The following is a 22385-nucleotide window of genomic DNA, read 5'->3' as shown; positions in this document are numbered from 1 at the left end:
ACAAAGCGAACCATAAAATCCCTCTATCACTACATAACAAGAAAGAAAGTCATGAAACTGGAAACTGTCGATTATCTTGCTGACGACGCAGCAGAACAATTTGTTCGCTCTCTACGTGAAACTGGATTTGGCGTACTAAAAAATCACCCAATCCCGAAAGAGCTTGTTGAGTCAATTTACGAAAACTGGTACCAATTCTTCATTTCTGAAGAGAAAGAGAACTTCCACTTTAATGTTGAAACACAAGATGGATATTTTCCACCTTCAGTGTCGGAAGTTGCAAAGGGCCACACTGTAAAAGATATTAAAGAGTACTTTCACGTATACCCTTGGGGTCAGATTCCTGAACAGCTGAAAGAACAAATTCTAGATTACTACCAACGCGCTAATGCTTTTGCTCAAGAGCTATTAGGCTGGGTTGAAGCGCACGCGCCTCAAGAAGTACAAGAGAAGTTCTCAATCGCACTTTCTGAAATGATTAATGGCAGCGAGCAAACTCTGCTTCGCGTACTTCACTACCCACCAATGCAGGGTGATGAAGAGCCGGGCGCAATCCGTGCTGCTGCACACGAAGACATCAACCTTCTGACTGTTCTTCCTGCTGCAAACGAACCTGGCCTTCAGGTAAAAGCGCAGAACGATGAATGGTTAGATGTGCCGTGTGATTTTGGTAACATGATCATCAACATTGGTGACATGCTACAAGAAGCGTCTGGTGGTTACTTCCCATCAACGACTCACCGTGTAATCAATCCATCTGGTGCTCGCCAAGAGAAATCTCGTATTTCTTTACCTCTATTCCTGCACCCGAAACCAGAAGTGGTTCTGTCTGAGAAGTACACAGCAAATGAATACCTAATGGAACGTCTAAGAGAGCTTGGCGTAATCTAATTAGTAAGATTTCATACTCTAAAGGCCAGCATTATGCTGGCCTTTTTGTTTGATAAGAGCATAACTGATTGAAATTTATTTAGTTTGAAACTCGACAAACAGAACCAGATCGCTTTCAATTAATAAGATACACAAATGCATATCCCAATGGACTCAATTAATCATGTTAGACAACACCGAATCATCGAGTCACCAAGATATGAGCCCTCAGTTTCAGGCTCATATGGAAAATCCGTTGCTTTGGCCGATTATGGAAGTGCTCAAACAAAAGCCGAGTGGATGGAAAGTACATACTTTGGCTACGCACCTCAACGAACTTGGTTTAGTTCCTGTATTAGATACGGTGCCTGAAAAAGAACTGTTTAAGAAAAACTTCTTGATCATGAATGCGCTCTATCAGCTGCAAGAGACCTTATATCCAGATAGCTGGCTTCAGGCTCAAGCCATGGACATTGAATTGATGAGCGGGCGATATCATGGCAGCACTCATACAATCGATCTTGAAGACCCATTGCGTGATTACTATATCAATTGGCTCAACTATGAAGCTGATGAAGGTGAAGTAAAGCGGCTGTTGAATGAGTTTTGGACGCGCTACAAGAAGTTTGTCGGTGGCAGTGAAACGGATATGGACAGAACCCATGCACTCAATTTGTTCGAGTTACCACTAGACGCGACCCAACAGGATATTCGAAAGCGATGGAGACGCCTAGCGCTACGTTGGCATCCCGATAGAGACGAAGGCAACACGGCTAAGTTTCAAACGTTGTGCGAAGCATGGAATGTATTGCGTGGCTAACAATACTCAAGCTTGGTCTACTCGATTTAATAAGATCCCAGAAGATAGAAGACAAAAGAAAGCCCCACATACGATTGGTGGGGCTTTGTATTTATTGCTACTAATAAGTGATGAGTAACGAACTATGAGTGGTCTTTACTCACTCCACTTTTATGCTCAAATGCGTAATCAAGTACCTTACGAATGTATGGCGCGCCAACTTTTGAACCACCGTTACCATGTTCGATAACCACTGTCGCAACGTATTCAGGATTATCATAAGGTGCAAACGCGGTATAAAGCGCGTGGTCGAGTAGGTGACGTGCTAGCTTCTTCGAGTTATAGACCTGATCTTTTGCCAAGTCGAAAACTTGTGCCGTACCCGATTTACCACCACTGACGTAATCAGCGCCCTTGAAGGCTCTTCGACCGCTGCCTCGACTACCATTGTTTACCAGCCTCATTGCATTAATTGGTACATCCCAAATCTCATCGGGAACTTCGTCAATTGATGCCATCTGTTTAGGGACAACAGGCGTTTGCGTATCAAAGTCTTCACCATGATCTAGTGTTGCTCTTAGAATGTGTGGAGGCATTACCTTACCGTGATTCACGAGCACAGACGTCGCTTTAGCTAACTGCAGTGGAGTAGAAGTCCAATAACCTTGTCCGATACCAATCGGCACGGTATCACCTTGATACCAAGGGGTACGATAGCGCATCATCTTCCAATCACGAGTCGGCATGTTGGCAGTACTTTCTTCGTAGATGTCGATACCTGTCGGTTTACCAAATCCGAAGCGGTTCATCCACGTTGAAATACGATCGATGCCCAAATCAAAGGCCGTTTGGTAGAAGAATGAATCCACTGACTCCTCAATCGCTTGTGTCACATCAACTGGGCCATGACCCCAACGCTTCCAATCTCGCCACGCTTTTGAGTTAGGTTTAGAACCGGGGATACGCCATGAACCGTGGTCATCACGAATGGTATGTTCCGAGATAACATGCTCTTGCAAACCAGCAACGGCCATAAAAGGTTTTACGGTCGAAGCGGGTGGGTAAACCCCTAGTGTTGTGCGGTTCACCAATGGGTGTGCAGGGTCGTTAAGCAATGTTCGGTAGTTTTTGCTCGAAATGCCGTCTACAAACAAGTTTGGGTCATAGCTAGGGCTCGATGCCATCGCTAATACACTGTTGTCTTTCGGATCTAGAATCACAGCACTGCCAGTTCGATTATCGAGTTGGTCGAACACATATTTTTGTAGCTCGATGTCGATGTTAAGAACAATGTCTTTACCTGCGACAGGAGGAACATACTGAATTGTTCTAACAATACGACCACGGCTGTTCACTTCGACTTCTTGATACCCCTTGGTGCCATGAAGTAGGTCTTCATAGTATCGCTCTACACCTAGTTTACCGATCACGGTTGTCGCTTGGTAATTGGATTCTTTACCTTGCTCATCAAGCTTTCTTAAATCGCTGTCGTTGATGTGTGCCACATATCCCAAGACATGGGTGAGTATTTCACCATTTGGGTAGAAACGTTTAAGGCTGGTATCGATCGATAAGCCGGGGAATTGATATTGTTGAACAGAGAACTTAGCGATCTCTTCTTCATTAAGACCTTCTAATATCGTCACGGGTTTGAAGCGACGGGTGTTGTGATAACGCTGTTTGAATCGCTCGATTTGTTCATCATTGAGAGGGATGAATTTGTTGAGCTTGCTCAGCATAACATCAACATCATCCGTCTTTTCGGGGATCATGGTTAAATCGAACACGAGTTGGTTCTCGGCTAATAACACACCGTTGCGATCGTAGATCAAACCGCGCGTAGGGGCGATAGGAAGTACCTTAATTCGGTTTCCGTCAGCTCGCGTTTGGTAACTTTTGAAGTCTTGTACTTGGAGCCTGTAGAGGTTTCCAATCAGAACGAGGGTGAAGACTAAAATCCCCGCAAACGCGACGATTACTCGGTTTCGAAACAGATTCACTTCGCTTTTATGATCACGCATTTTGACGCGTTGGTGGTTCATCAAAACCTCAGACTTTTACATTTAGTTACATTTGTAGAGTCGGGACTTTATCCGAATATCACCATGGCTTTGTAAAAGCTGTGTCATGATTCTTGGTATTTCCAAGATTAGTAACGCTGGAGCCTACCTAGAAGTGCTAGTTAATCACGAGTCTACTGCACTGATTTAAACAACAAGTTTTGGGTTGGTTGATGGGATAAGCACTTCAGAAGGGATAGAAGGTAAATGATGGATACTAGGTAAATGGGGCTACTAGATAAGTGAAGAAAAAACGGCCCTCGAAAGTGAGAGCCGTTGAAAGGAATTACTGATGTTTAGCTAAATCTTAGTTCGAAGGTTTGAACTGAGATTTACGCATACGGTTCAAGGCAGCCATGATATCCAACGTTCTTGGTTTCGCTAGGTCACCATATTTCGGCATGTTAGCATGCCATTCGTTTTCTAAAATAGTATTGAACTCTTTCGCTGGGTTGTTTGACCAACCTGGAGTTTGCGCAAACTGGAACCAAGCCCAGCCGATCGCATTGACCTCTGATGTTGACTCAAGTTGCTCTAACGCAGAAAGGTCGGCGAACTCTTTACCAAAGCGCAGTGATTCTTTGCCTTTCGCGCTAACACGGAACTTGCCATCCATAAGAATGTTCATCAGCGATGCGCGGTTCAATGAACGCGGCACAAACATCTCTAACGCCGTTTCACATTCATTCGAACGTTGAGTAGGGTGCTGAACAATCACTTCTTTTGCTTTTTCAGTCACGTCTACCGCTTGGTAGTCGTGCATTTGAATCACAGTGTTTGCTACGTCTAAGTAGTCACCTGAACCGCCCATTACCACGATGGTTGAGATGTCCATCTCTTCACGTAGTTGGCCAATACGGTCAACAAGTGGTGTGATTGGCTCGTCGCCTTTAGACACAAGCGCCTGCATGCGCTCATCACGAATCATGAAGTTAGTCGCTGACGTATCTTCATCGATAAGGAGCGTTTGTACACCGGCTTCAATCGACTCTTGTAACCAAGCTGCTTGCGACGTAGAACCCGAAGCATCTTGAGTGCTGAAGTCAGACGTATCTTTCTTCATTGGTAAATGGTTGATGTAGTTTGATAGGTTCAAGCTGTGCACACATCGACCATCTTCCGCACGAATTTTCATCGTATCAATCGCAGTCACAATACCTTCACGACCATCACCAGGGATATGGTTGTAGATAGAGCGTTCAACAGCGTTCAATAGTGTCGATTTACCGTGGAAACCACCACCAACGATCAGCGTGATGCCTTTAGGAATACCTAGGCCAGTCACATCACCTTGGTTTGGTGTGTTTAGTGTTACGCTCAATGATTCTGGCGCTGCAAAAGGAACGGCATCTTTCATTGGAAGATCACAGTTACCCGCGATACGCGGTAGCACACTACCGTTAGCAACGAATGAAGCTAGGTTGTGCTCGTCTAATTGAGCACGAAGCGCTTCTTGGTCTTCAATCGTTTCACAATGTTTGATCATCGCGTCAATGTCCAGTTCGCGTTCAAGCGTTGCACGACGAATAAACTTCGGTAAATAGAAAGTGATGATGTTAATTGCTTTCTTAGCAAGGATGCTACGGCCATCAGCTGGTAGGTTGATACGGAAGCGAAGTTCGATACCGTGTTCAGTGAACACAACCGATGTGCTGTCTAAAACCGTTTGGCCAGTAAGAGCGATTGAAACCGTCGATTCTTGCTTAGCGAATTCAGAAAAGCTGCGCGCAATAAAGTCACGTGCAGCAACTTGGTATTCGTAAGACTTTTCTTTCAGCCAATCTAACCCAGTTAACGACCACGCGCGTGTTGCGCGAAAACGAGAAGCTGACGCGTACGGGTCACCTTGGATGTGGTCGATGTGTAATTCAAAATCAGCAAAGTCGTATTGACCTTTAATTTGTTGATATGCACGGTAGTTTTGTTTTTCGAGCTTTTTAAGCTTTGCAGTCAACTGATCCATAACGAGGAATGCCTATATAAGGGGAAAGATAAAAACAGAAAGGCGGCGATTATAAAAATCACCACCTTTAGAGTAAAGAGAAAGTAGGCCTAAATCCAAAACTAACTGCTCTTTTTCGCTTTAAGCGTAACGAGTTGTCCCCAAATAGTTTTGATTGATTAAGCTGTGTTCGAATTCTTGGCTCGGCATTGGTCTACCATAGAGGTAACCTTGGCCAACATCGCAGCCTTCATCGATAATAAACTTCTCCTGAGCTTCTGATTCTATGCCTTCAATCGTGACGTTGAGGTCGAGTTTTTTCGCGATTTGGACAATCGAACGAACAATTTCCGAGTCTCCGTCTGAGTTGAGCATTTGATCAATAAAACTCTTATCAATCTTAATCGTGTCGAATGGGAATTTCTTCAGGTAACTGAAAGAGGCGTAGCCTGTACCGAAGTCATCGAGTGACAATGTAACGCCTATATCATGCAAAGATTCCAACGTGTTCTTGGCGACAACTTCGTCTGCGATTAAGCCGCTTTCGGTGACTTCAAGCTCTAAGAAGCGGGGATCGAGGTGATAGGTTTCTAATAGGTGAATCACTTGCTCTGCAAAATGTGCGTTTTTGAGTTGCACAGCAGAAACGTTCACCGCCATTTTGAAGTCTTCAACGTATTCAGACCACTCTTTGGCTTTTTCAATCGCATTGCGTAGAACAAAGCTACCCACTTCGAAAATCAAGCCATTTTGTTCGGCCATATGTATCAGGGTTTCATTGGAGATATCGCCTAACACGGGATGTCTCCAGCGGAGCAGTGCTTCTGCGCCAACCCAGCGATGAGTCACTGGGCTTACTTTAGGTTGGAAGTAGAGCATCAAGTCATCATTGCGAACGGCTTGTAGCAAATAGCCTTCAATCTTGTTGATGTGGCTTTGTTCTTCTGTATGAGACTGAGAGTAGTAAGCGTATTTTTGTCCAGAATCTTTACAGGCGAGCATCGCTTCTGATGATTTTTGAAGAATGCTTTCTGCATCATCTTGACTGTCCGTAATCGCAATCCCAATATAGGCATGCAAATGAACTTTATCGCTTTCGATATCAAACTCGGAATGTCCAACTTGCACTAACGTTTGACTGAGCTCTTCGAGGCGATGGTGGAGATCTTTCACACTGAACGCCAGAACAAGATCGACAGAAGTAGGGCGTGCCGTTAATACCTCGATGTCAGTAATGCTGTCGATACGTTGCCGATACTCTACAAGCACTTGGTCTAGTGCGCTGTAGCCGTAACGTGCTTGTATTCTCCTGCTATTGGTAAATCCAATATGAATAACGGCGAACGAACCTTCAGTCAGCCTTCGTTGTGCGGTCAGCTTGTGATTTAAGCGAGATTCAAAGGCAGTTCGGTTTAAAAAGCCTGTGCCGAGGTCGTGATTCTTTTGGAAGTTAATCTTCTGTTCAGCCGCTTTTCGCTTATCAATCTCTTGATTCAATGAGTAATTAAGGCTCGCGAGATCTTTAGTGCGATTGTAAACGCGATTTTTTAAGTCGCGATTCATTTGAGTAAGCTTGGCGTGCTGGAATAGGGTTTTCAGCTGAGATTCAATCGAAGTCCGAAAGCTCTCTAACAGTTTGATATAAGTAGGGGTATAGTGATTCTCTTTCGAGTCCAAGATACAAATGGTGCCAAAAAGTTCACCGTTAGGCCAAAGTAATGGAATACCACAATAAGAGACTAAGCCGAGTTTGGCGTCTGGGTTGTTTTCCCATTTAGGTTCGGCAAGCGCGTTAGGCACAAGAAGTTGTCGCTGAGTTTCCATCACAGTTTCGCAGTAAAGCCCATTCCCCAGCATTTCAGAATCACCTTTGTTGTATGGGTTGTTCTCACTGCGGCTAGTTGAGAAGACTTCAATGTAATTGGCATGAACACGCATGATCAATGCTGCGGGTACTTGAGTAATTTGAGCCAAGAGGTCGACGATATTCTGCCAACCGTGCTCCATATCGTCTGGGATATCTAAATCGAGAGTTTTTATTTTCTTCATATGACTCCGAGTCAATTATGCTAAATGCATCAACACATCCTGTGTTAATTATGATGAACCAATGAAAACTGTGAATCTTACGTTAAGTAAGTATAAGAAATGTTGCACAAAAAAACCTCGGCAATTTTGCAGAGGTTTTCAAATGTGAATACGGGTCTCAGTAATGAGATAAATTTCGATTAGGGCTTTAATTTTATAAAGTCTTCGCTATTCAGTTTCTTACTGTAATCTACTGATGGCTGCGCGAACCCGTTTAGCTGTAAGAACTCATCTTTGAACCCTTGGTAATCACCTAAAGTTTGGAAGTTGTTTTCGTCCATCTTCTCTAGCAGTTCGGTCACATGTGCTTGGGTTTCAGGATCTAATTCCCAATCGTCCATACGAATCAGACGTTCACCATCAAGCGGCACTTTGGTTTGTCCATACAGTTTGCTGCTGAACAAGCGCTGCATCTGTTCAATACAGCCTTCGTGGGTTTCTTTCTCTTTCATCACTTTGTACAAAGCAAGCAGGTAAGGGCTTAACCCTGGGATGAACACACTTGCTTTGGTTACCAACGCCTTACATACGGTCGCGTAAGCATTGCCGTCGAAGTTAGCGAGTTCAAGGTTTAATGCATGACTGGTTTGATGAAGGTCAATCTTAGCGCGACCTAAAGTACCGTCTAAGTAGATAGGGTGCGTTACTTCAGGGCCAACGTAGGAGAACGCGATCGTCTTACAACCCGGAGCAATTGACTCCGCGTTGATCAGTTCGTCTATCCAGTTTTCCCAATCTTCACCCCCCATCACTTTGAGTGTGCTTTCAGCTTCTTCTTCTGTTGCAGCGTCGAGCGTGTTGGTCACCCAGTTGTCGTACTCAAGGGAAATCGTCGCGCCAGTAACGCTTTCGCCAATCGGTTTAATAGCTGAGCGCCAAAGTTCATCGGAGTCCGGTTTTGGTCTCACACCTGCGGCTAAGCTGTAGATGATCAGATCGACTTCACCTTCGAAGTAGGTTTCGATGGCTTCGACAACTTGGGATCGTGTTTCTTTAGAAAATGCATCGCCAACGATGTTGATAGCAGTGCGCTGCTCTCGTTCGGCTTCTTTCTTGAAATAGATGTTGTTGTACCAACCGGCACTACCGAGGGATTTTTCGTTGGGAACGCGTTCGAATGAGACGCCGATGGTATCAGCTTTTGCACCGCCAAAGGTAAGGGCGATACGAGCGGCAAGGCCGAAGCCAGACGAAGCGCCGATGATCAGTACTCGTTTAGGGCCATCTTTGATTTGCGGCGCACTCTTAACAAACTTGATTTGTTGCTTTACGGCTGCTTGACAGCCAATAGGGTGAGCGCTTTTAGCTACCACACCCTTGATAACAGGTTCGATCAGCATAAATAACCTTACAGTTCACGGTGATATGCACTCAGGCTAACGTAAAGCTGTGTAAAATTTATTGAGCTAGACCATTAAAACCTAAAGATACTGATATAATTCTTCGGCGACAAATTCAGCGATCCAAGGTTGAGCTTCTGGTTTAGGATGCAAGCCATCGTTCATCATCCACTCAGGTTTAAGGATGATATGCTCTAGAAAGAACGGCAGAAGCGGCACATTTTGTTGATCAGCTAAAGCCGCAAAAACGTACTCAAATTGTTGGTTATAACGCTTACCGTAATTTGGCGGAATTTTAATCTGCATCATAATTGGTTTTGCGCCTGCGGCTTTTATCTGCTCAATGATTTGATCTAGGTTCGCAGACATCAGCTTATGTGGAAAGCCACGAAGTCCATCATTTGCTCCTAGTTCAATAAGAACGGTGTCTGGAGCATGTTCTTCAAGTAATTGAGGCAAACGAGCTAAACCATTGCCCGTTGTGTCCCCAGAGATACTCCCGTTAACCACGGTAACCGCTTTATCATGTTTTGCTAGCGCGTCTGGCAACAAACTTGGCCAACTCTGTTTGATATCCATGTTGTAACCAGCACTCAAACTATCGCCAAGTACCAATAACTTTGAATCTTGAGCTGACGCAGAGCCTTGAGCTAAAGAAGCGGTTAAAAATAAAATAAAGAATAAAAAGGAAATTAGTCGAGTCATGCATACATCCATCATTAAAGCAGAAGCTGTTTCCAAGACAGTGTCTACTAATCAAGAACATTTAACAATCCTAGAGCACGTTGATATCGATATTCGTGAAGGCGAAACAGTCGCGATCGTAGGCACGTCTGGTGCAGGTAAATCGACCCTAATGACCCTGTTAGCTGGGCTAGACGTACCAACCAAAGGCGAGATTAACCTCTTAGGACAACCACTTTCGCAACTTGATGATGAAGCAAGGGCTAAAATTCGCAGCGAATCCGTTGGGTTCGTATTTCAAAGCTTCTTGTTAATCCCAAGCCTGTCCGCACTACAAAACGTCACACTTCCTTGTTTATTGAAGGGGGAAGACGAAGACATTGAACGAGCGACAGCTCTGCTTGAATCGGTTGGCTTAAAAGACAGGCTTGATCACTTGCCGTCTCAGCTTTCAGGTGGCGAACAACAAAGGGTCGCTCTAGCACGTGCCTTTATGATCAAGCCAAAAATCCTATTTGCTGACGAACCTACAGGCAACCTAGACCAACAAACTGCGGCTAAAATTGTGGAGTTGTTGTTTGAATTGAACTCTTCGCACGGCACAACTCTAGTTTTGGTCACACACGATCCTAAGCTTGCACAACGCTGCCAACGAACGCTTAAGATGCATGTCGGTCAGATAGAGGAAGTCTAAATTGAATTCATCAAACGGACTGAACAAACGCCTGTTTTCATGGAGCATCGAAGAAATTCGACATGGTCAGCTTTGGCCTGTATCCATTGCGTTAACCTTGATCATCGCTTGTGTTTTCGCATTGTCGGCGCTCGCCGAACGTATGGAGCAGGTGATTGTTAAGCAGGGTAAAGATGCGCTGACTGCTGATAGTGTATTTATCTCTGCAAATCCAATTCCACAACCTTTGCTCGACCTTACTCAAGTTGAGCAGTTAGAAAGTTCCGAGTTGACCCGTTTCTCCACCATGGCATTCAGTGATAATTCCATGCAGTTGGTGACGGTGAAAGCGGTCGAAAGTAACTATCCACTGCGCGGTGAAATGATTCTAGAAGGCGCTAATAATGCGTCGAGTAATCATGTTGAACCGGGAGAGCTTTGGCTCGATGAACGTATATTTGCGCAGCTTGAAGTTGAAGTAGGTGACAATGTCACTATTGGCGATGCCGATTTAACGATAACAGGGCGCATCACTCAAGAGCCAGGTTTGAGCTTTAATCCATTCCAGCAAATGCCTGCTGTGTTGATACACAAAAGTGATATTGACGCGACGGGTGCTATTCAGCCGGGAAGCCGTGTGAGCTTCAGACTGTTCTTGAACGGTGATGATACAAAGCTCAAAGCGGCACAGGACAGTATCGAACTAACACCAAGTGATCGCTGGCGCACACAAGATTCAGCAAGTCGTACTAATGATATGTTTGAAAGCACGACTCAATACTTATCGTTAACTGTTGCTATCGTTGTGATCATGGCGGCGACGACTCTGGTACTCACGTGCCAACACTATGTGGCAAGCCGTCGTAAAACCATCGCCATGCTGAAAAGTTTGGGCGCAAGCAAACAGTGGATCATCAAGTGGCTGTCGGTTCAGGTGTCTTTATTAGTCGTTATTGGCGCTGTACTAGGTATCGCTATTGGTATCGGCCTAGAATTTTTGCTGCGAATCCCACTGGGTGACTTGTTGCCTTCGCCACTTCCAAGCTATGGTATTGAGCCAGCTATCTTGGCGATTTTATCGAGCATTCTGATTGGTGTACCTGCTCTAGGGATCCCACTGATTGGCTTAGTTAATACATCAGCCATCAGCGTGATTCAATCAAGCCATCAATCCCACGAAAGCTACAAAAAATTCGCGTTGTTACTAGTGCCTATTATCCCGATGATGCTGATGTACGGTGATAACCTATTGGTATGGATTGTTCTAGCCGGTATTGCGTGTCTGTTCTTGGTGTTAGCTGTTGTGAGCACGATTGTTCTGCGGTTGTTCGGTAAGCTGCCGACGTCGACATCAATGCGCTTGGCGTTAAGCCGAATCAATCGTACTCCGCTAGCAACAGGTATTCAGTTTGGCTCGTTGGCGCTTTCGTTGATGTTGTTGTCGATTATCTGGTTGGTGAGAAGTGATCTGCTATCCGATTGGCAACAAACCTTGCCTGAAAATGCACCGAATGCGTTTGCGCTTAACATTGCGAGCTACGAGAAAGACAGTTACTTAGCGACCATCGACTCAAATGAAGTGAAGCGCACTCAAGCCTTCCCAATCATCCGCGGAAGACTGACGACCATTAACGGTGTAGAAGCAGCCGAATACAGTGATACATCTGAACAAACTGACGCATTGAGCCGAGAAATCAACTTCACGTGGGGTGATCAGTTACCTGAGTACAATGAAGTGCTTGAAGGCAGTTGGACGCAAGAGCAGGGCGTGTCTGTTGAATCGGATGTCGCTGAACAACTTGGTTTGAAAATTGGTGATGAGCTTTCATTCACTATTAACAGCCAAAATGTGTCAGCCAAGGTTAATAGCATCCGAAAGGTAGAGTGGCGCGAAATGAAGCCAAACTTCTACTTCATCTTTACTCCAGATGTATTGAGTTCGATTCCATCAACTTGGTTGGTGAGCTTCAGACTCGAAGACAAACACGATCAAATGCTCAACGAGCTCTCTCGAAATCACCCAACCGTGAGTTTGATGGATATCCGTGTGATGGGCAGCAAGATCCAAGAACTGCTTAAGCAAATTGTTTGGTCAATCACAGTGCTCGCAGCGCTTGGTGTTGTTGCTGGGTTATTGCTTATCTTTACTCTGTTACGTCTTAGCTTATCTCAAAGGCAACAAGAGATTCGCTTATATCGAACCTTAGGGGCGAGCAAGAAACGTATCCTCAATACCATTTGGTGTGAATATGGGTTGATGGCACTGGTAGCAGGTTCGATTGCAGCGCTCGGTTCTGAGCTCAGTGTTGCAGGAGTGATGAACTTTGGTTTTGAGCTAGAACCATCACTTCACCCGATGCTTTGGATTACTTTACCAGTACTCACGTTTATGACATTAGCTGCCGTCGTAAATAGCTTGATCAAGCGCTTATTGGCGCCAGTAAACAAGGACTTCGGTTAACTAGCCACTAGAACGTCAAATCATTGAGTAAAACGGCCTAGTCGCGAATATTTTATGGGTAGTAGCAAGCTATTTGTAAAACCAAGCGATAGGCCGTTTTTTATTTGACCAACTGATAGCATAAGTAAGAGATATCACACCCTAATTTCATCGGTTTTCAGCATAATTTAAAACTCATTGTTCAATAATGCCGATTTAATGAACAGCGGTTAGTCCCTGTAAACAAAGGGTTTGCGCAACTTAGCAAGAACGTTATCAACAGTTATCCACAAAAACGGTGGATAACTTTAGGGATAAGTTAACATCTGTGTTTTAAGAGTATTGAGACAGCCTTTATGTGGCGTCACTTAGGACAAATTTGACTGTTAGAATAACCTTTAAAACTTCATATCGAGTTATTGAGTCAAGAGATTATTTATGTTTTTTACATAGATATTAATTAGCACCAAGCTAAGACCTTGATAAAAATGTGTTTTAATTCGTCGCCGAACAAAAGTAGAATAGCGTTAGTTAATCTTATTCTACAGAACACGATGAACCACAACAAAACGGATACAAATCAACCTTCTATTGCCATTGTTGGTGGTGGTATTGCCGGAACCACAAGCGCGATTCACTTTAGTGAGTTGGGTTTTAAGGTCACAATCTTGGAAAAAGGGCCGAGTTTGGTTAATGGTCCACCAATTTGCCACCTGCACGCTGGCGGCAATTTGTATCGAGATATTTCTGTAGAGCAGTGTCTTCAATTGCTCACACAGTCAATTGATACCGTCCGCTTGTTCCCTCATACCATTAATATTCGCCCGACAATCATCGCTGTTCCACATAGTGATGGCGGTGAGCCGATGGATCTACTTCCTCGTCTTAAGATAATCAAAAGCGCTTATGCTGAACTTGTTAAACAAGATAAAAGCAACCAAGTGCTTGGTGACCCAGAAGAGTACTACAAGCTCTACAGCAAAGAAGACTTGTTAGAGATAGCGAAACGAACTCAGCCACTAAAACCAATGTCGCTCGATGATTGGTGTATTCCTTTTGCTAAGCACACAGATTTAGACACGCTGAAATACCCAGTTGCGATGGTTCAAGAGTATGGTTGGAGCGTATTCCGACTCTCTGCCACGGCTCAACTGTCTCTAGGTCAGCAATCTAATTGCACCGTGTTAACCAACAGCCGTTTACAGTCTGTTGAATCGACAGGTGAAGGCTGGTCTTTGACTTATACCGATAAGGAAAACCAAAGCTGCAACCTAACAACTGATTATCTGATTAATGCGAGCGGTTTCGAAACCGGCATTGTTGATGACTTTGTTGGTTCTAAGCAGCAGCGATTAGTCGAATTTAAAGCCGCGTACGTGACAGAGTGGCCATTCTCGCAAGATTGTAAGGAAGAGTGGCCAGAGGTTATCTTTCATGGCCCTAGAGGCACACCACAAGGCATGGCTCAACTAACACCGTATGCAGATGGTATATTCCAACTTCATGGCATGACAGAAGGGATAACGCTATTTGAGGGCGGGCTTGTTTCATCGTCAACGGATTCATCACAACCTCAACTGCCATCAAAGCTTCTTAAGAAGATCGTATCAGGTTGGAGCGAAGAACAACTGGAGCTAAGAACTCGCGCAGCAATTACGCACATGTCTCAGTTCATCCCAAGTTTTCGCTCTGCACAAGTCGGTGGTAAGCCTCTGTTTGGGGCGCAGCAAATCCCTGGTACTGACCCTAGTTTAAGGGCTTCTGACGTGTCTTTCTGTGGTGAACGTTATGCTCGACTTGAAGTAGTTAAAGCGTCTTCAACGCTAGAAGCAGCACAAAAAGTGGCTGAACAATGGTTTGATATTACTGAAGCGGTTTCTATTGAAGATACTCACTCAGTGACAATGTCACTTAAATTGAATGATATTGAAAACAGAGCGATAGGTTTGACTCAAGAGCGCGGCTACCCAGATGCGCTTGCTAAAGTATCTGGCCAAGAGCACGGTTAAAACTACGCTAACGTACTTAGCATTTAAATAATTATTACTTCATAAAAACAGAATCCAGCTTGCTGCAAACAGTAAGCTGGATTTTTAGTTTATACATCTTGGCTTGTGATTTTAACTGAGTGAAATTTATCTACAGGGCAGTGCATCAATAACCGAAAAATTGCGCCCACTGACACCACACATCTTGTAAGCCCAATCGGTCGCCTTTACTAAACGATATTTCGTGCCCAGGTTTAGCTTGTGCTAAGCGCGGTAAATCGATTCTAGCTACGCAGCCAATCTTTGGGTAACCACCAACGGTTTGTCTGTCGTTGAGCAACACTATAGGTTGCCCGTCTTGCGGGATTTGAATCGCCCCAAGTGCAATGCCTTCCGACAGTAAAGAAATATCAGGAGACTCAACCACATCGCCATTGAGCCGGTAGCCCATTCGATTCGAGTTTTGGTCAACGATGTATTGAGCGTTGTAGAAGGTCTCTTTTGCTGACTCAGAGAATAGCTCGCTCTGATAGCCTTCAATCACGCGTAAGTTAACCGGTAGGTTGTAATCGGGTTTGTATCGGAAGGTGACGCTCAGAGCCTTGAAAGGAGTAGAGAGGTCATGTTGAGTAAAACTTATCTTTTGGCCTTTTTGGCAAGGCTCTCCATCTTGCGTGAGACCTCCAATTTTTTCTCGCGTCACAGTCGAGCTGCTATTAAGAGTATTGGGAACGTTGAAGCCACCTTTAATCGCCAGATACGCTCGCAACCCATTCTTAGGTAATCCAAAGGAGAGGACTTGTCCTTTAAAGGCTTGGAAGGTACTCCAATTATCTAATCGCTTTCCGTCTAGCGAGGCTTGTAAATCGCCGCCGCACAACGCCATCTCGCAATCTGAGTCGATTTTTAATGCACATTGCCCAAGTGTGATCTCTAATGCTGCTTGATTGACTGGGTTTCCAAGTAAGTGGTTCGCCCAACTATAAGAGTAGTCATCAACAGGGCCACCTTGTGTAAGTCCAAGGTGAGCTACGCCAAAACGGCCAAAGTCTTGAATCAGACTCAATGGCCCGGGTTTGATTACGGTGAGGGTCGGATTAGCCTTTAACTTACCCATGAGCGACAACTCCACTAATCTCCACAGACCTAAGCGCCATAAACTCGTGTTTTGATATCGATTTGAAACGCACACTGTCGCCGACATTAAATAGGGATAATGGACCTTGTGTGATATCTGCCTTACTCAATTGGCTATGGTCAAACAGCGATATAGGGCAGTTACCAATAATGTTCCAACCACCTGGTGAATCAGATGGGTAAACCGCGGTTTTCGAGTCTGCAATCGCGATGCTGCCTTTAGGAACACTTAAACGTGGCGTTGAGTGACGAGGTAGAGCCAGTTCACTGACCACGTCGGACATAAAAGCAAAACCGGGAATGAATCCTATCGCACTGACACTGTATGTCTGTGAGGTGTGATGTTGGATAATATCGTCCAGCGATAGTCCTTTCTCTTGATATCTATCTAAATCAAGCGCCGTTTCAGGTGAATAATAGGCGGGAAGTTCAATAATGTTCGTCGTATCGGTGGTATTTAAAAATGAAGACAAGGCCTGAGTTAACAACGAGTTTAGCTGTGTAATAAACTGCTGCTCTGAAATTCTATAAGGTAGGTAGTCAACCAGTATAGTGTGGTAAGCCGGTGTCACATTCATTAAGACTGACGCGAGGTCTTGGCGAATAGCATGGGAAAAATGCGCCATATACTGCGCATCGATAGCACTAGAGTGAGGCTTTGAAGGCATTAACGTAACGAGAACACTGCATTCAGCGACAGGCTCTATATTGAATTCAATCTGATTTTTCGTCATTTCCTTTCCATACATTTATTTCAACTTCCATGTTGAGCGCAGTATCAGCTTGCAAAGTGTTCTTAGCCAACGAACAGAGTCGCACTGATATAAATTGAAAGTGCTGATATTAATTAAAAGCGTTGAGGTCTTGTCGAATTTTTCTAATTAATGCGATGGATTGGGGGTTATCTCCGTGAACACAGATGGTATCAGCTTCAATAGGTAACCGTTCGCCCTCAATGGTTGTGACAGAGCCATAGTTAATGATTTGCATGACTTGGTTATAGATATCGTCTTGATTGACGTACACCGAGCCTTTTTGTGTTCGAGGTGCGAGATGACCATTATTTAAATAGGCTCTGTCGGCAAAAGCTTCAAACAAAAGCGGTAAATCATGATCATCAGCAATATCCAGATACTGTTGATTGTCAGACGATGACAGGATCATCAATGGAATATTGAACTCAGCCACGGCTTGAGCAACGGCATTAAACACATCTGTGTTCGCCATCATATCGTTGTAGAGAGCACCATGAGGCTTAACATATCCAACCGTAGTATGGTGATAACGACAAAGGGCTTGTAGTGCACCAATCTGATAACACACTAACTCGCTGATCTCATCCATGGTGTGGGGGATTGAGCGACGTCCAAACCCAATAAGATCTTGATAACCCGGGTGAGCTCCAATTTGCGTATTGTAGTGCTGCGCAAGCTTTATGGTCTTGGACATAACATGAGGATCGGACGCATGAAAACCACAAGCGATGTTAGCCATATCGACCCATTCCATGACAGATTCATCATCTCCCATCTTCCAGTTGCCGAAACTTTCTCCCATGTCGCAATTAAGCAAAATCTTCGTTGTCACTTGGTGCTAACCCTTTACGTTGTGGTATCTAAAGACGTTCGTATAAATGACAGAATTAAACAGTGACCCAATTCAAAGTTTTGTTATTGATAATTTATTAGTACGGCACTTCATATATAGTTCGCATATCAAAAAAGAATACTATTTATCTGTAGGTTAGGTGAGCGCATGATTTCCCGACCAGTTTGCTTAGGATTAGCATTAACCACACCAGCTTGTGTAATGGCTCAGGAAAACTCCTTAGATCAGCTCATGTCTATGAGCCTTGAAGAGCTGTCGATGCTCGATGTTGAAATGGAAACGGCATCTAAAGTTACACAAAAGCTGACAGATATTCCGTCATCTGTGTACGTACTTTCTAATGAAAGAATCCAACGCAGCGGCGCGAAAAGCATTGCCGAAGTTTTAATGCTGGTGCCGGGGCTAAAAGTCACCAAGTTCAACGAAACGTCATGGTTTGTGTCTACTCGAGGTTTTCACGACGGTTTGTACAATAAAATGCTCGTCATGATGGATGGACGTAGCTTGTTCAGCCCAGTTTATGGTGGCACTTATTGGAGCGACGTCGACTATATTCTTGCTGATATTGAACGAATCGAGGTGCTTAAAGGGCCGGGCGGCACAATTTGGGGCGGTAATGCTGTCAATGGTGTGGTCAACATCATCACGAAATCCGCTAGTGATACTCAAGGCACATATATTTCTGGTTTAGCGTCAAATACCGATAACTATGAATTCAGCGTGAGGCAAGGTTTAAGCTTAAATACAAACGTGAATGCGCGTGCGTTCTACAAATACCGAGAAGAACCTTCTTACCGCTCTAATGAATCTGAAAAGTGGAAAGCACAATCTGCTGGAATGGTATTTCAGCCAAGTGATGAAGAACAACATTGGTCTTTAAGGATTGGCGGAGAAAAGAGCTTTTACGAATCTAAGTTGTATTCGGTTCAATACGATACCTCTGGTACTCTCGTTGATTACCAAGCTAATGATTTTGATAACGAAAGCCACTCTTTTTACCTACAGTTTAATAACGCTCAAAACATCAGTGACAACTCGACGCTCTCATACTCGTTATGGGGCGAATACAATGAAGATAACGCGCCCGACGCGCCGGGAAGTTATACCACCGTTGATTTTGACTCGACCTTGATCAATCAGTTATCACCGACCCATCAGGTAACATTAGGCGGTGGACTGCGATACATGCACCTCGATTTCTCATCCAATCAGTTAAGTGATGTCGATTGGTATAACCCTAGCTATTACGGACGTGCCTACAATATAGAAACGGCCAACGATTACATCGCCAATGCGTTCGTTCAGTCACAAATGCAATGGACAGAAGCACTTTCAATCACGATTGGCGCAAAGTTAGAGCATTTCACTCAAAACCATTCTTCTGAAATTTCGCCTCAAATTCGCGGATTATATAAGCTCAATCGTCGTCACTCTATTTGGGCAGGTATCAGTAAGGCGGTAGTTGCACCTTCTTATATGGACAGTAACTCAGCGTATTACTTTAATAGTTACTATCCTGAGACTGGTACGGGCTACTTAGATGTCTATCAATCGAATTCCAATCTTGATAACGAAAATGTTGTTACTTTTGAAATGGGTTATCGCTACACCAACGATTCAGATTTTGAGCTAGATGCAACGGTCTATTTAAGTGAACACGATAACCTTCGTTTCCATAGTTACGATCCTACTGACATTCCGGCTAATCACGTTTATGCCGGTGCATTGTCTGATGATTACCAAGCTCAAACCTATGGTTTAGAACTCGGTGCGACTTACAAACTGACGAAAGACGTTACCAGCTATTTTAGTTACGCCTACTCGACGTTAGAGGGCGAAAGCAAAGGAAACGACCCTAAGTCCACCCCACAGAATAGCGTGTACTATGACATCGATAATGAGCACTTAGCGACGGCGCAGTTTATGTGGAACATTACTGACAGTTGGCAATTTGATGTGATTGGACAATACATCAATGTGAATTACCCTGATTACTGGGTCGCTGAAGATGGAACGCAATATGAATGGAAATCTTACCCTCATGAGGTGAGCTTTGATGCTCGATTGGCTTGGAAGAAATCACAAGCAGCTCCATTAATTGAATTAGTCGTCGAGAACATTGGTAAAGATAATGGCTATCAGGCTGAAATGACTTCCGATAAAAGCGTCAATCAAGAGTCTGTCTATGTGAGGGTATCCCATGAATTTTAGACGGTTAGTTAACCGACTTATCTATTCCATGGCTTTTGCAATAACGTTCTCACCGATTGTTAGCGCCGAGGGCTTTAAACCTTATGAAGTGAAAGCGGTTTACCTGTTTAGAATTGCCAATTTTATTCAATGGCACAATGAAAGTTCGATGGACTCTGTTCAGTTCTGCGTGATGGGGAATCAGAAAGTCACCGATACTTTAATCTCGATTACGAATGGTAAGTCGATTCGCTCATTGCCGATTCACGTTCAGCAAACTATTTCTCCTGAATGTAATATTACTTATCTATCTGATGTCGAACGCGGTTCGATTGAGACTGAACTCAATAGTAATGACGTATCGCCCAATATGGTTACCATTAGCGACACATTAAATTTCACTGAGCTCGGGGGAGTCATAGAGCTCACTCGAATCAACAATAAAATCAAGCCAAAGATCAACTTAACCAACGCTAAAAGAGGCAACTACATTATCGGATCAAACCTTCTACGCATCTCAATTGTGGAGGGTAAGTAATGTTGTCTTTCTTCAATAACATCTCCATTAAGAACAAGCTTATTCTACCGATAATTTTGTTTATTTCGGTTGCGTTTATTACGATTCAATCAATAAATTACACTGTCACTTTTGAGCGAGAGAAAGATAACCTAATACAACGAGTGAAAGTCTTGGCGCAGGGCGTTGCTTATAACTTGCAAGCAGCCATCTTATTTGAAGATAAAACATCGGCTAACGAGATTCTATCGGCATTCGTAGCTGATGGAGACATTGTTCGAGTCAAATTGTTTGATAAGCAAGGCGAGCTATTCGCTAGCTATCAAGTCAGCGATATCGAACTTCCAAGGCCAACTGCCGAGGAGCGCAAAGATATTGGCTCCCAACAATTTGCGATTTCAGAGAACTATATCTATCTGTTGGTGCCCGTGATTCTCGATAATGAAAACATTGCAAATCTACGTGTGACCATTTCTAAACAGACCTTTGCCAAGATCTTCACCAATATCTTTAAAGTCGCAGGGATTTACCTTGTGCTTTTGGTTGTGCTCGGAGGCGTGTTAGTTAAGCTCATTCAACGTTTTATCATTGATCCAATGTTCGAACTTAACGAAGCAATGCAGGCGTTTGTAGAACGTCGCGCTGAGCAACCTAGACTGATTACGTCTTACAATGACGAGATAGGCGAATTGGTTCGTGCTTTCAACACCATGCTAGAGCGTTTAAAGCATCGCGACAGCCAAATCAATTTAACGCTTGATAAGCTACAAGAAGAGAAAGCTTTTGCGAATGAAGTAATCGAGACTGTTCAGCACTCACTCCTCGTTGTCGATAATAAGGGCGTGATTGTCCATGCCAACATGACCACACGTGACATATTCAAATGCACGGAGGCGTTTCTTGAAAACCTAACCATTCAAGAGTTAGTTCAAACCAAGCAGGCCGGCTTCTTACAAGGAATCATCGATTCTAATATTGAGCTAAACGATGAGTTAATCGAAGCTACTGATCTCTTTCAAAATAAACAGTGGCTTCAGGTGAGCAGCCGATCGCTATCCAAAAACGGGAATACCTTGTTTGCTATACAAGACGTAACCGATATAGAAACCGCCATGAGCCGTCAACGTATTGCAGCCGGTGTTTTTGAGAACAGTAAAGATGGATTGATCGTGCTGAACTCGTCAAACGTGATCACCATGGTTAACCCAGCAATCACACAGCTACTTGGCTATCACGCAGATCTGCTGGTGGGCAAAACACCTTTTGAAGTCTTCTCTTGGCAGCAGTTTTCATCATTAATGCCAACAATTCGAAGCTCATTGGAAAATTATGGTCAATGGCAAGGAGAGGTGTGGGAGAAGAATGTATCCGGCACCGTGGTTCCGATGTTCGTCAAAGTGAACCGAGTTCTATCTGACAGCAAAAAAGGCGAGTTTGATATGGTACTAACGTTATCAGACTTATCTAATGTCAAAGAGATGGAAAGGCTCGAACATTTGGCTCATCACGATGCATTGACTGGCTTAGCCAATAGGGCACAACTGTACAAGTTTTTAGATGATGTTGTTACGTCTAGCCATTATTCAAATCAACACTTCGCTGTGATCTACTTAGATCTAGACGGTTTCAAGCACGTCAATGACACCTATGGTCATGATGCAGGTGATGAAATACTCAAAGAAGTCTCTAGCCGCCTCTTATCCCAAGTGCGAGCCGGTGATTTAGTGGCTCGTTTGTCGGGCGATGAATTTGTTCTTATTATTAAACAGACAAACAAGACCTTGTTAGCTAAGTTAGCTGAACGTTTGTTGGGGCTTATCGAGCAAGAAGTGACTTATAAACAGCGCTCACTGCATGTTGGAGCAAGCCTAGGCATTCATTTAGTCGACGGGGCAGAACGAGACCTTGATGGGATATTGAAACTTGCCGATGAGGCGATGTATCAAGCTAAACATAAAGGGAAAGGTCAGTTTGTGTTCTCTGATGAGAGCGAATAGCTCCAGAGGTTTGTGACCAGCACCTAAGTTGTTGTATCATAAGTGATAGGTT

The 22385-nt window shown here is 44.0% G+C and carries 16 protein-coding genes; 8 read left to right on the top strand and 8 right to left on the bottom strand.

Annotation, left to right across the window (positions count from 1 at the left end; translation table 11 throughout):
- The first annotated feature begins 51 nt into the window (after positions 1-51).
- On the top strand, positions 52-891 hold the full coding sequence (locus ITG10_RS22880; protein ID WP_017632612.1) for a 2OG-Fe(II) oxygenase family protein: 840 nt from the start codon (positions 52-54) through the stop codon (positions 889-891).
- A gap of 163 nt (positions 892-1054) precedes the next feature.
- Positions 1055-1690 carry a DNA-J related domain-containing protein gene (locus ITG10_RS22875; protein ID WP_017632613.1) on the top strand — a complete coding sequence of 212 codons (636 nt, stop codon included), beginning with the start codon at positions 1055-1057 and terminating at the stop codon, positions 1688-1690.
- Positions 1691-1812: 122 nt separating this feature from the next.
- Here ITG10_RS22875 and mrdA read toward each other — a convergent pair whose 3' ends face one another.
- The 5 genes from mrdA to ITG10_RS22850 all read right to left on the bottom strand — a co-directional run bounded on the left by mrdA (position 1813) and on the right by ITG10_RS22850 (position 9804).
- Positions 1813-3711, bottom strand: coding sequence for a penicillin-binding protein 2 (gene mrdA, locus ITG10_RS22870; protein WP_017632614.1), 1899 nt, complete (start codon positions 3709-3711; stop codon positions 1813-1815).
- 325 nt (positions 3712-4036) lie between these two features.
- Entirely contained in the window at positions 4037-5692 is a 1656-nt protein-coding gene (locus ITG10_RS22865) for an ABC-ATPase domain-containing protein (protein WP_017632615.1), read from the bottom strand.
- 120 nt (positions 5693-5812) lie between these two features.
- Entirely contained in the window at positions 5813-7720 is a 1908-nt protein-coding gene (locus ITG10_RS22860) for a GGDEF and EAL domain-containing protein (RefSeq protein ID WP_248386924.1), read from the bottom strand.
- Positions 7721-7899: 179 nt separating this feature from the next.
- Positions 7900-9099: an enoyl-ACP reductase FabV gene (gene fabV, locus ITG10_RS22855; RefSeq protein ID WP_017632617.1), complete on the bottom strand. Its 1200-nt coding sequence runs from the start codon at positions 9097-9099 to the stop codon at positions 7900-7902.
- Positions 9100-9180: 81 nt separating this feature from the next.
- Positions 9181-9804 carry an arylesterase gene (locus ITG10_RS22850; protein WP_017632618.1) on the bottom strand — a complete coding sequence of 208 codons (624 nt, stop codon included), beginning with the start codon at positions 9802-9804 and terminating at the stop codon, positions 9181-9183.
- On the opposite strand from ITG10_RS22850, the gene ITG10_RS22845 reads away from it, so the two are divergent.
- The 3 genes from ITG10_RS22845 to ITG10_RS22835 all read left to right on the top strand — a co-directional run bounded on the left by ITG10_RS22845 (position 9803) and on the right by ITG10_RS22835 (position 14905).
- Positions 9803-10477: an ABC transporter ATP-binding protein gene (locus ITG10_RS22845; RefSeq protein WP_017632619.1), complete on the top strand. Its 675-nt coding sequence runs from the start codon at positions 9803-9805 to the stop codon at positions 10475-10477. The genes ITG10_RS22850 and ITG10_RS22845 overlap by 2 nt on opposite strands.
- Position 10478: 1 nt before the next feature.
- Positions 10479-12917: an ABC transporter permease gene (locus ITG10_RS22840; RefSeq protein ID WP_017632620.1), complete on the top strand. Its 2439-nt coding sequence runs from the start codon at positions 10479-10481 to the stop codon at positions 12915-12917.
- 533 nt (positions 12918-13450) lie between these two features.
- Positions 13451-14905 (top strand): FAD-dependent oxidoreductase, encoded by a 1455-nt coding sequence (locus ITG10_RS22835; protein WP_017632621.1) that lies wholly within the window; start codon positions 13451-13453, stop codon positions 14903-14905.
- 145 nt (positions 14906-15050) lie between these two features.
- On the opposite strand, the gene ITG10_RS22830 is transcribed toward ITG10_RS22835, so the two are convergent.
- The 3 genes from ITG10_RS22830 to ITG10_RS22820 all read right to left on the bottom strand — a co-directional run bounded on the left by ITG10_RS22830 (position 15051) and on the right by ITG10_RS22820 (position 17608).
- Positions 15051-16001 (bottom strand): biotin-dependent carboxyltransferase family protein, encoded by a 951-nt coding sequence (locus ITG10_RS22830; RefSeq protein ID WP_017632622.1) that lies wholly within the window; start codon positions 15999-16001, stop codon positions 15051-15053.
- Positions 15994-16755: an allophanate hydrolase subunit 1 gene (locus ITG10_RS22825; protein ID WP_026084422.1), complete on the bottom strand. Its 762-nt coding sequence runs from the start codon at positions 16753-16755 to the stop codon at positions 15994-15996. Before ITG10_RS22825 ends, ITG10_RS22830 begins: the two co-directional genes overlap by 8 nt.
- 109 nt (positions 16756-16864) lie before the next feature.
- A complete protein-coding gene (locus tag ITG10_RS22820) occupies positions 16865-17608 on the bottom strand; it encodes a 5-oxoprolinase subunit PxpA (protein ID WP_026084423.1) in 744 nt (247 codons plus the stop codon).
- A 168-nt stretch (positions 17609-17776) separates the two neighbouring features.
- Here ITG10_RS22820 and ITG10_RS22815 point away from each other — a divergent pair, with 168 nt between their 5' ends.
- From ITG10_RS22815 to ITG10_RS22805, 3 genes are read left to right on the top strand one after another with little or no spacing between them, the layout of a single operon-like run.
- Positions 17777-19840, top strand: coding sequence for a TonB-dependent receptor (locus ITG10_RS22815; RefSeq protein WP_026084424.1), 2064 nt, complete (start codon positions 17777-17779; stop codon positions 19838-19840).
- A gap of 28 nt (positions 19841-19868) precedes the next feature.
- The gene (locus ITG10_RS22810) at positions 19869-20357 is read left to right on the top strand and encodes a YfiR family protein (RefSeq protein ID WP_348983574.1); all 489 of its coding nucleotides are present in this window, start codon (positions 19869-19871) and stop codon (positions 20355-20357) included.
- Positions 20357-22333 (top strand): diguanylate cyclase, encoded by a 1977-nt coding sequence (locus ITG10_RS22805; RefSeq protein ID WP_017632626.1) that lies wholly within the window; start codon positions 20357-20359, stop codon positions 22331-22333. The genes ITG10_RS22810 and ITG10_RS22805 overlap by 1 nt, the downstream gene beginning before the upstream one ends.
- The last annotated feature ends 52 nt before the right edge of the window (positions 22334-22385 follow it).

This window comes from Vibrio sp. ED004 (assembly GCF_023206395.1).
In the GTDB taxonomy this organism is placed as follows: Bacteria; Pseudomonadota; Gammaproteobacteria; order Enterobacterales; family Vibrionaceae; genus Vibrio.
Note: the sequence above shows the minus strand (reverse complement) of the source record. Positions and strands in the feature narration are given on the sequence as shown.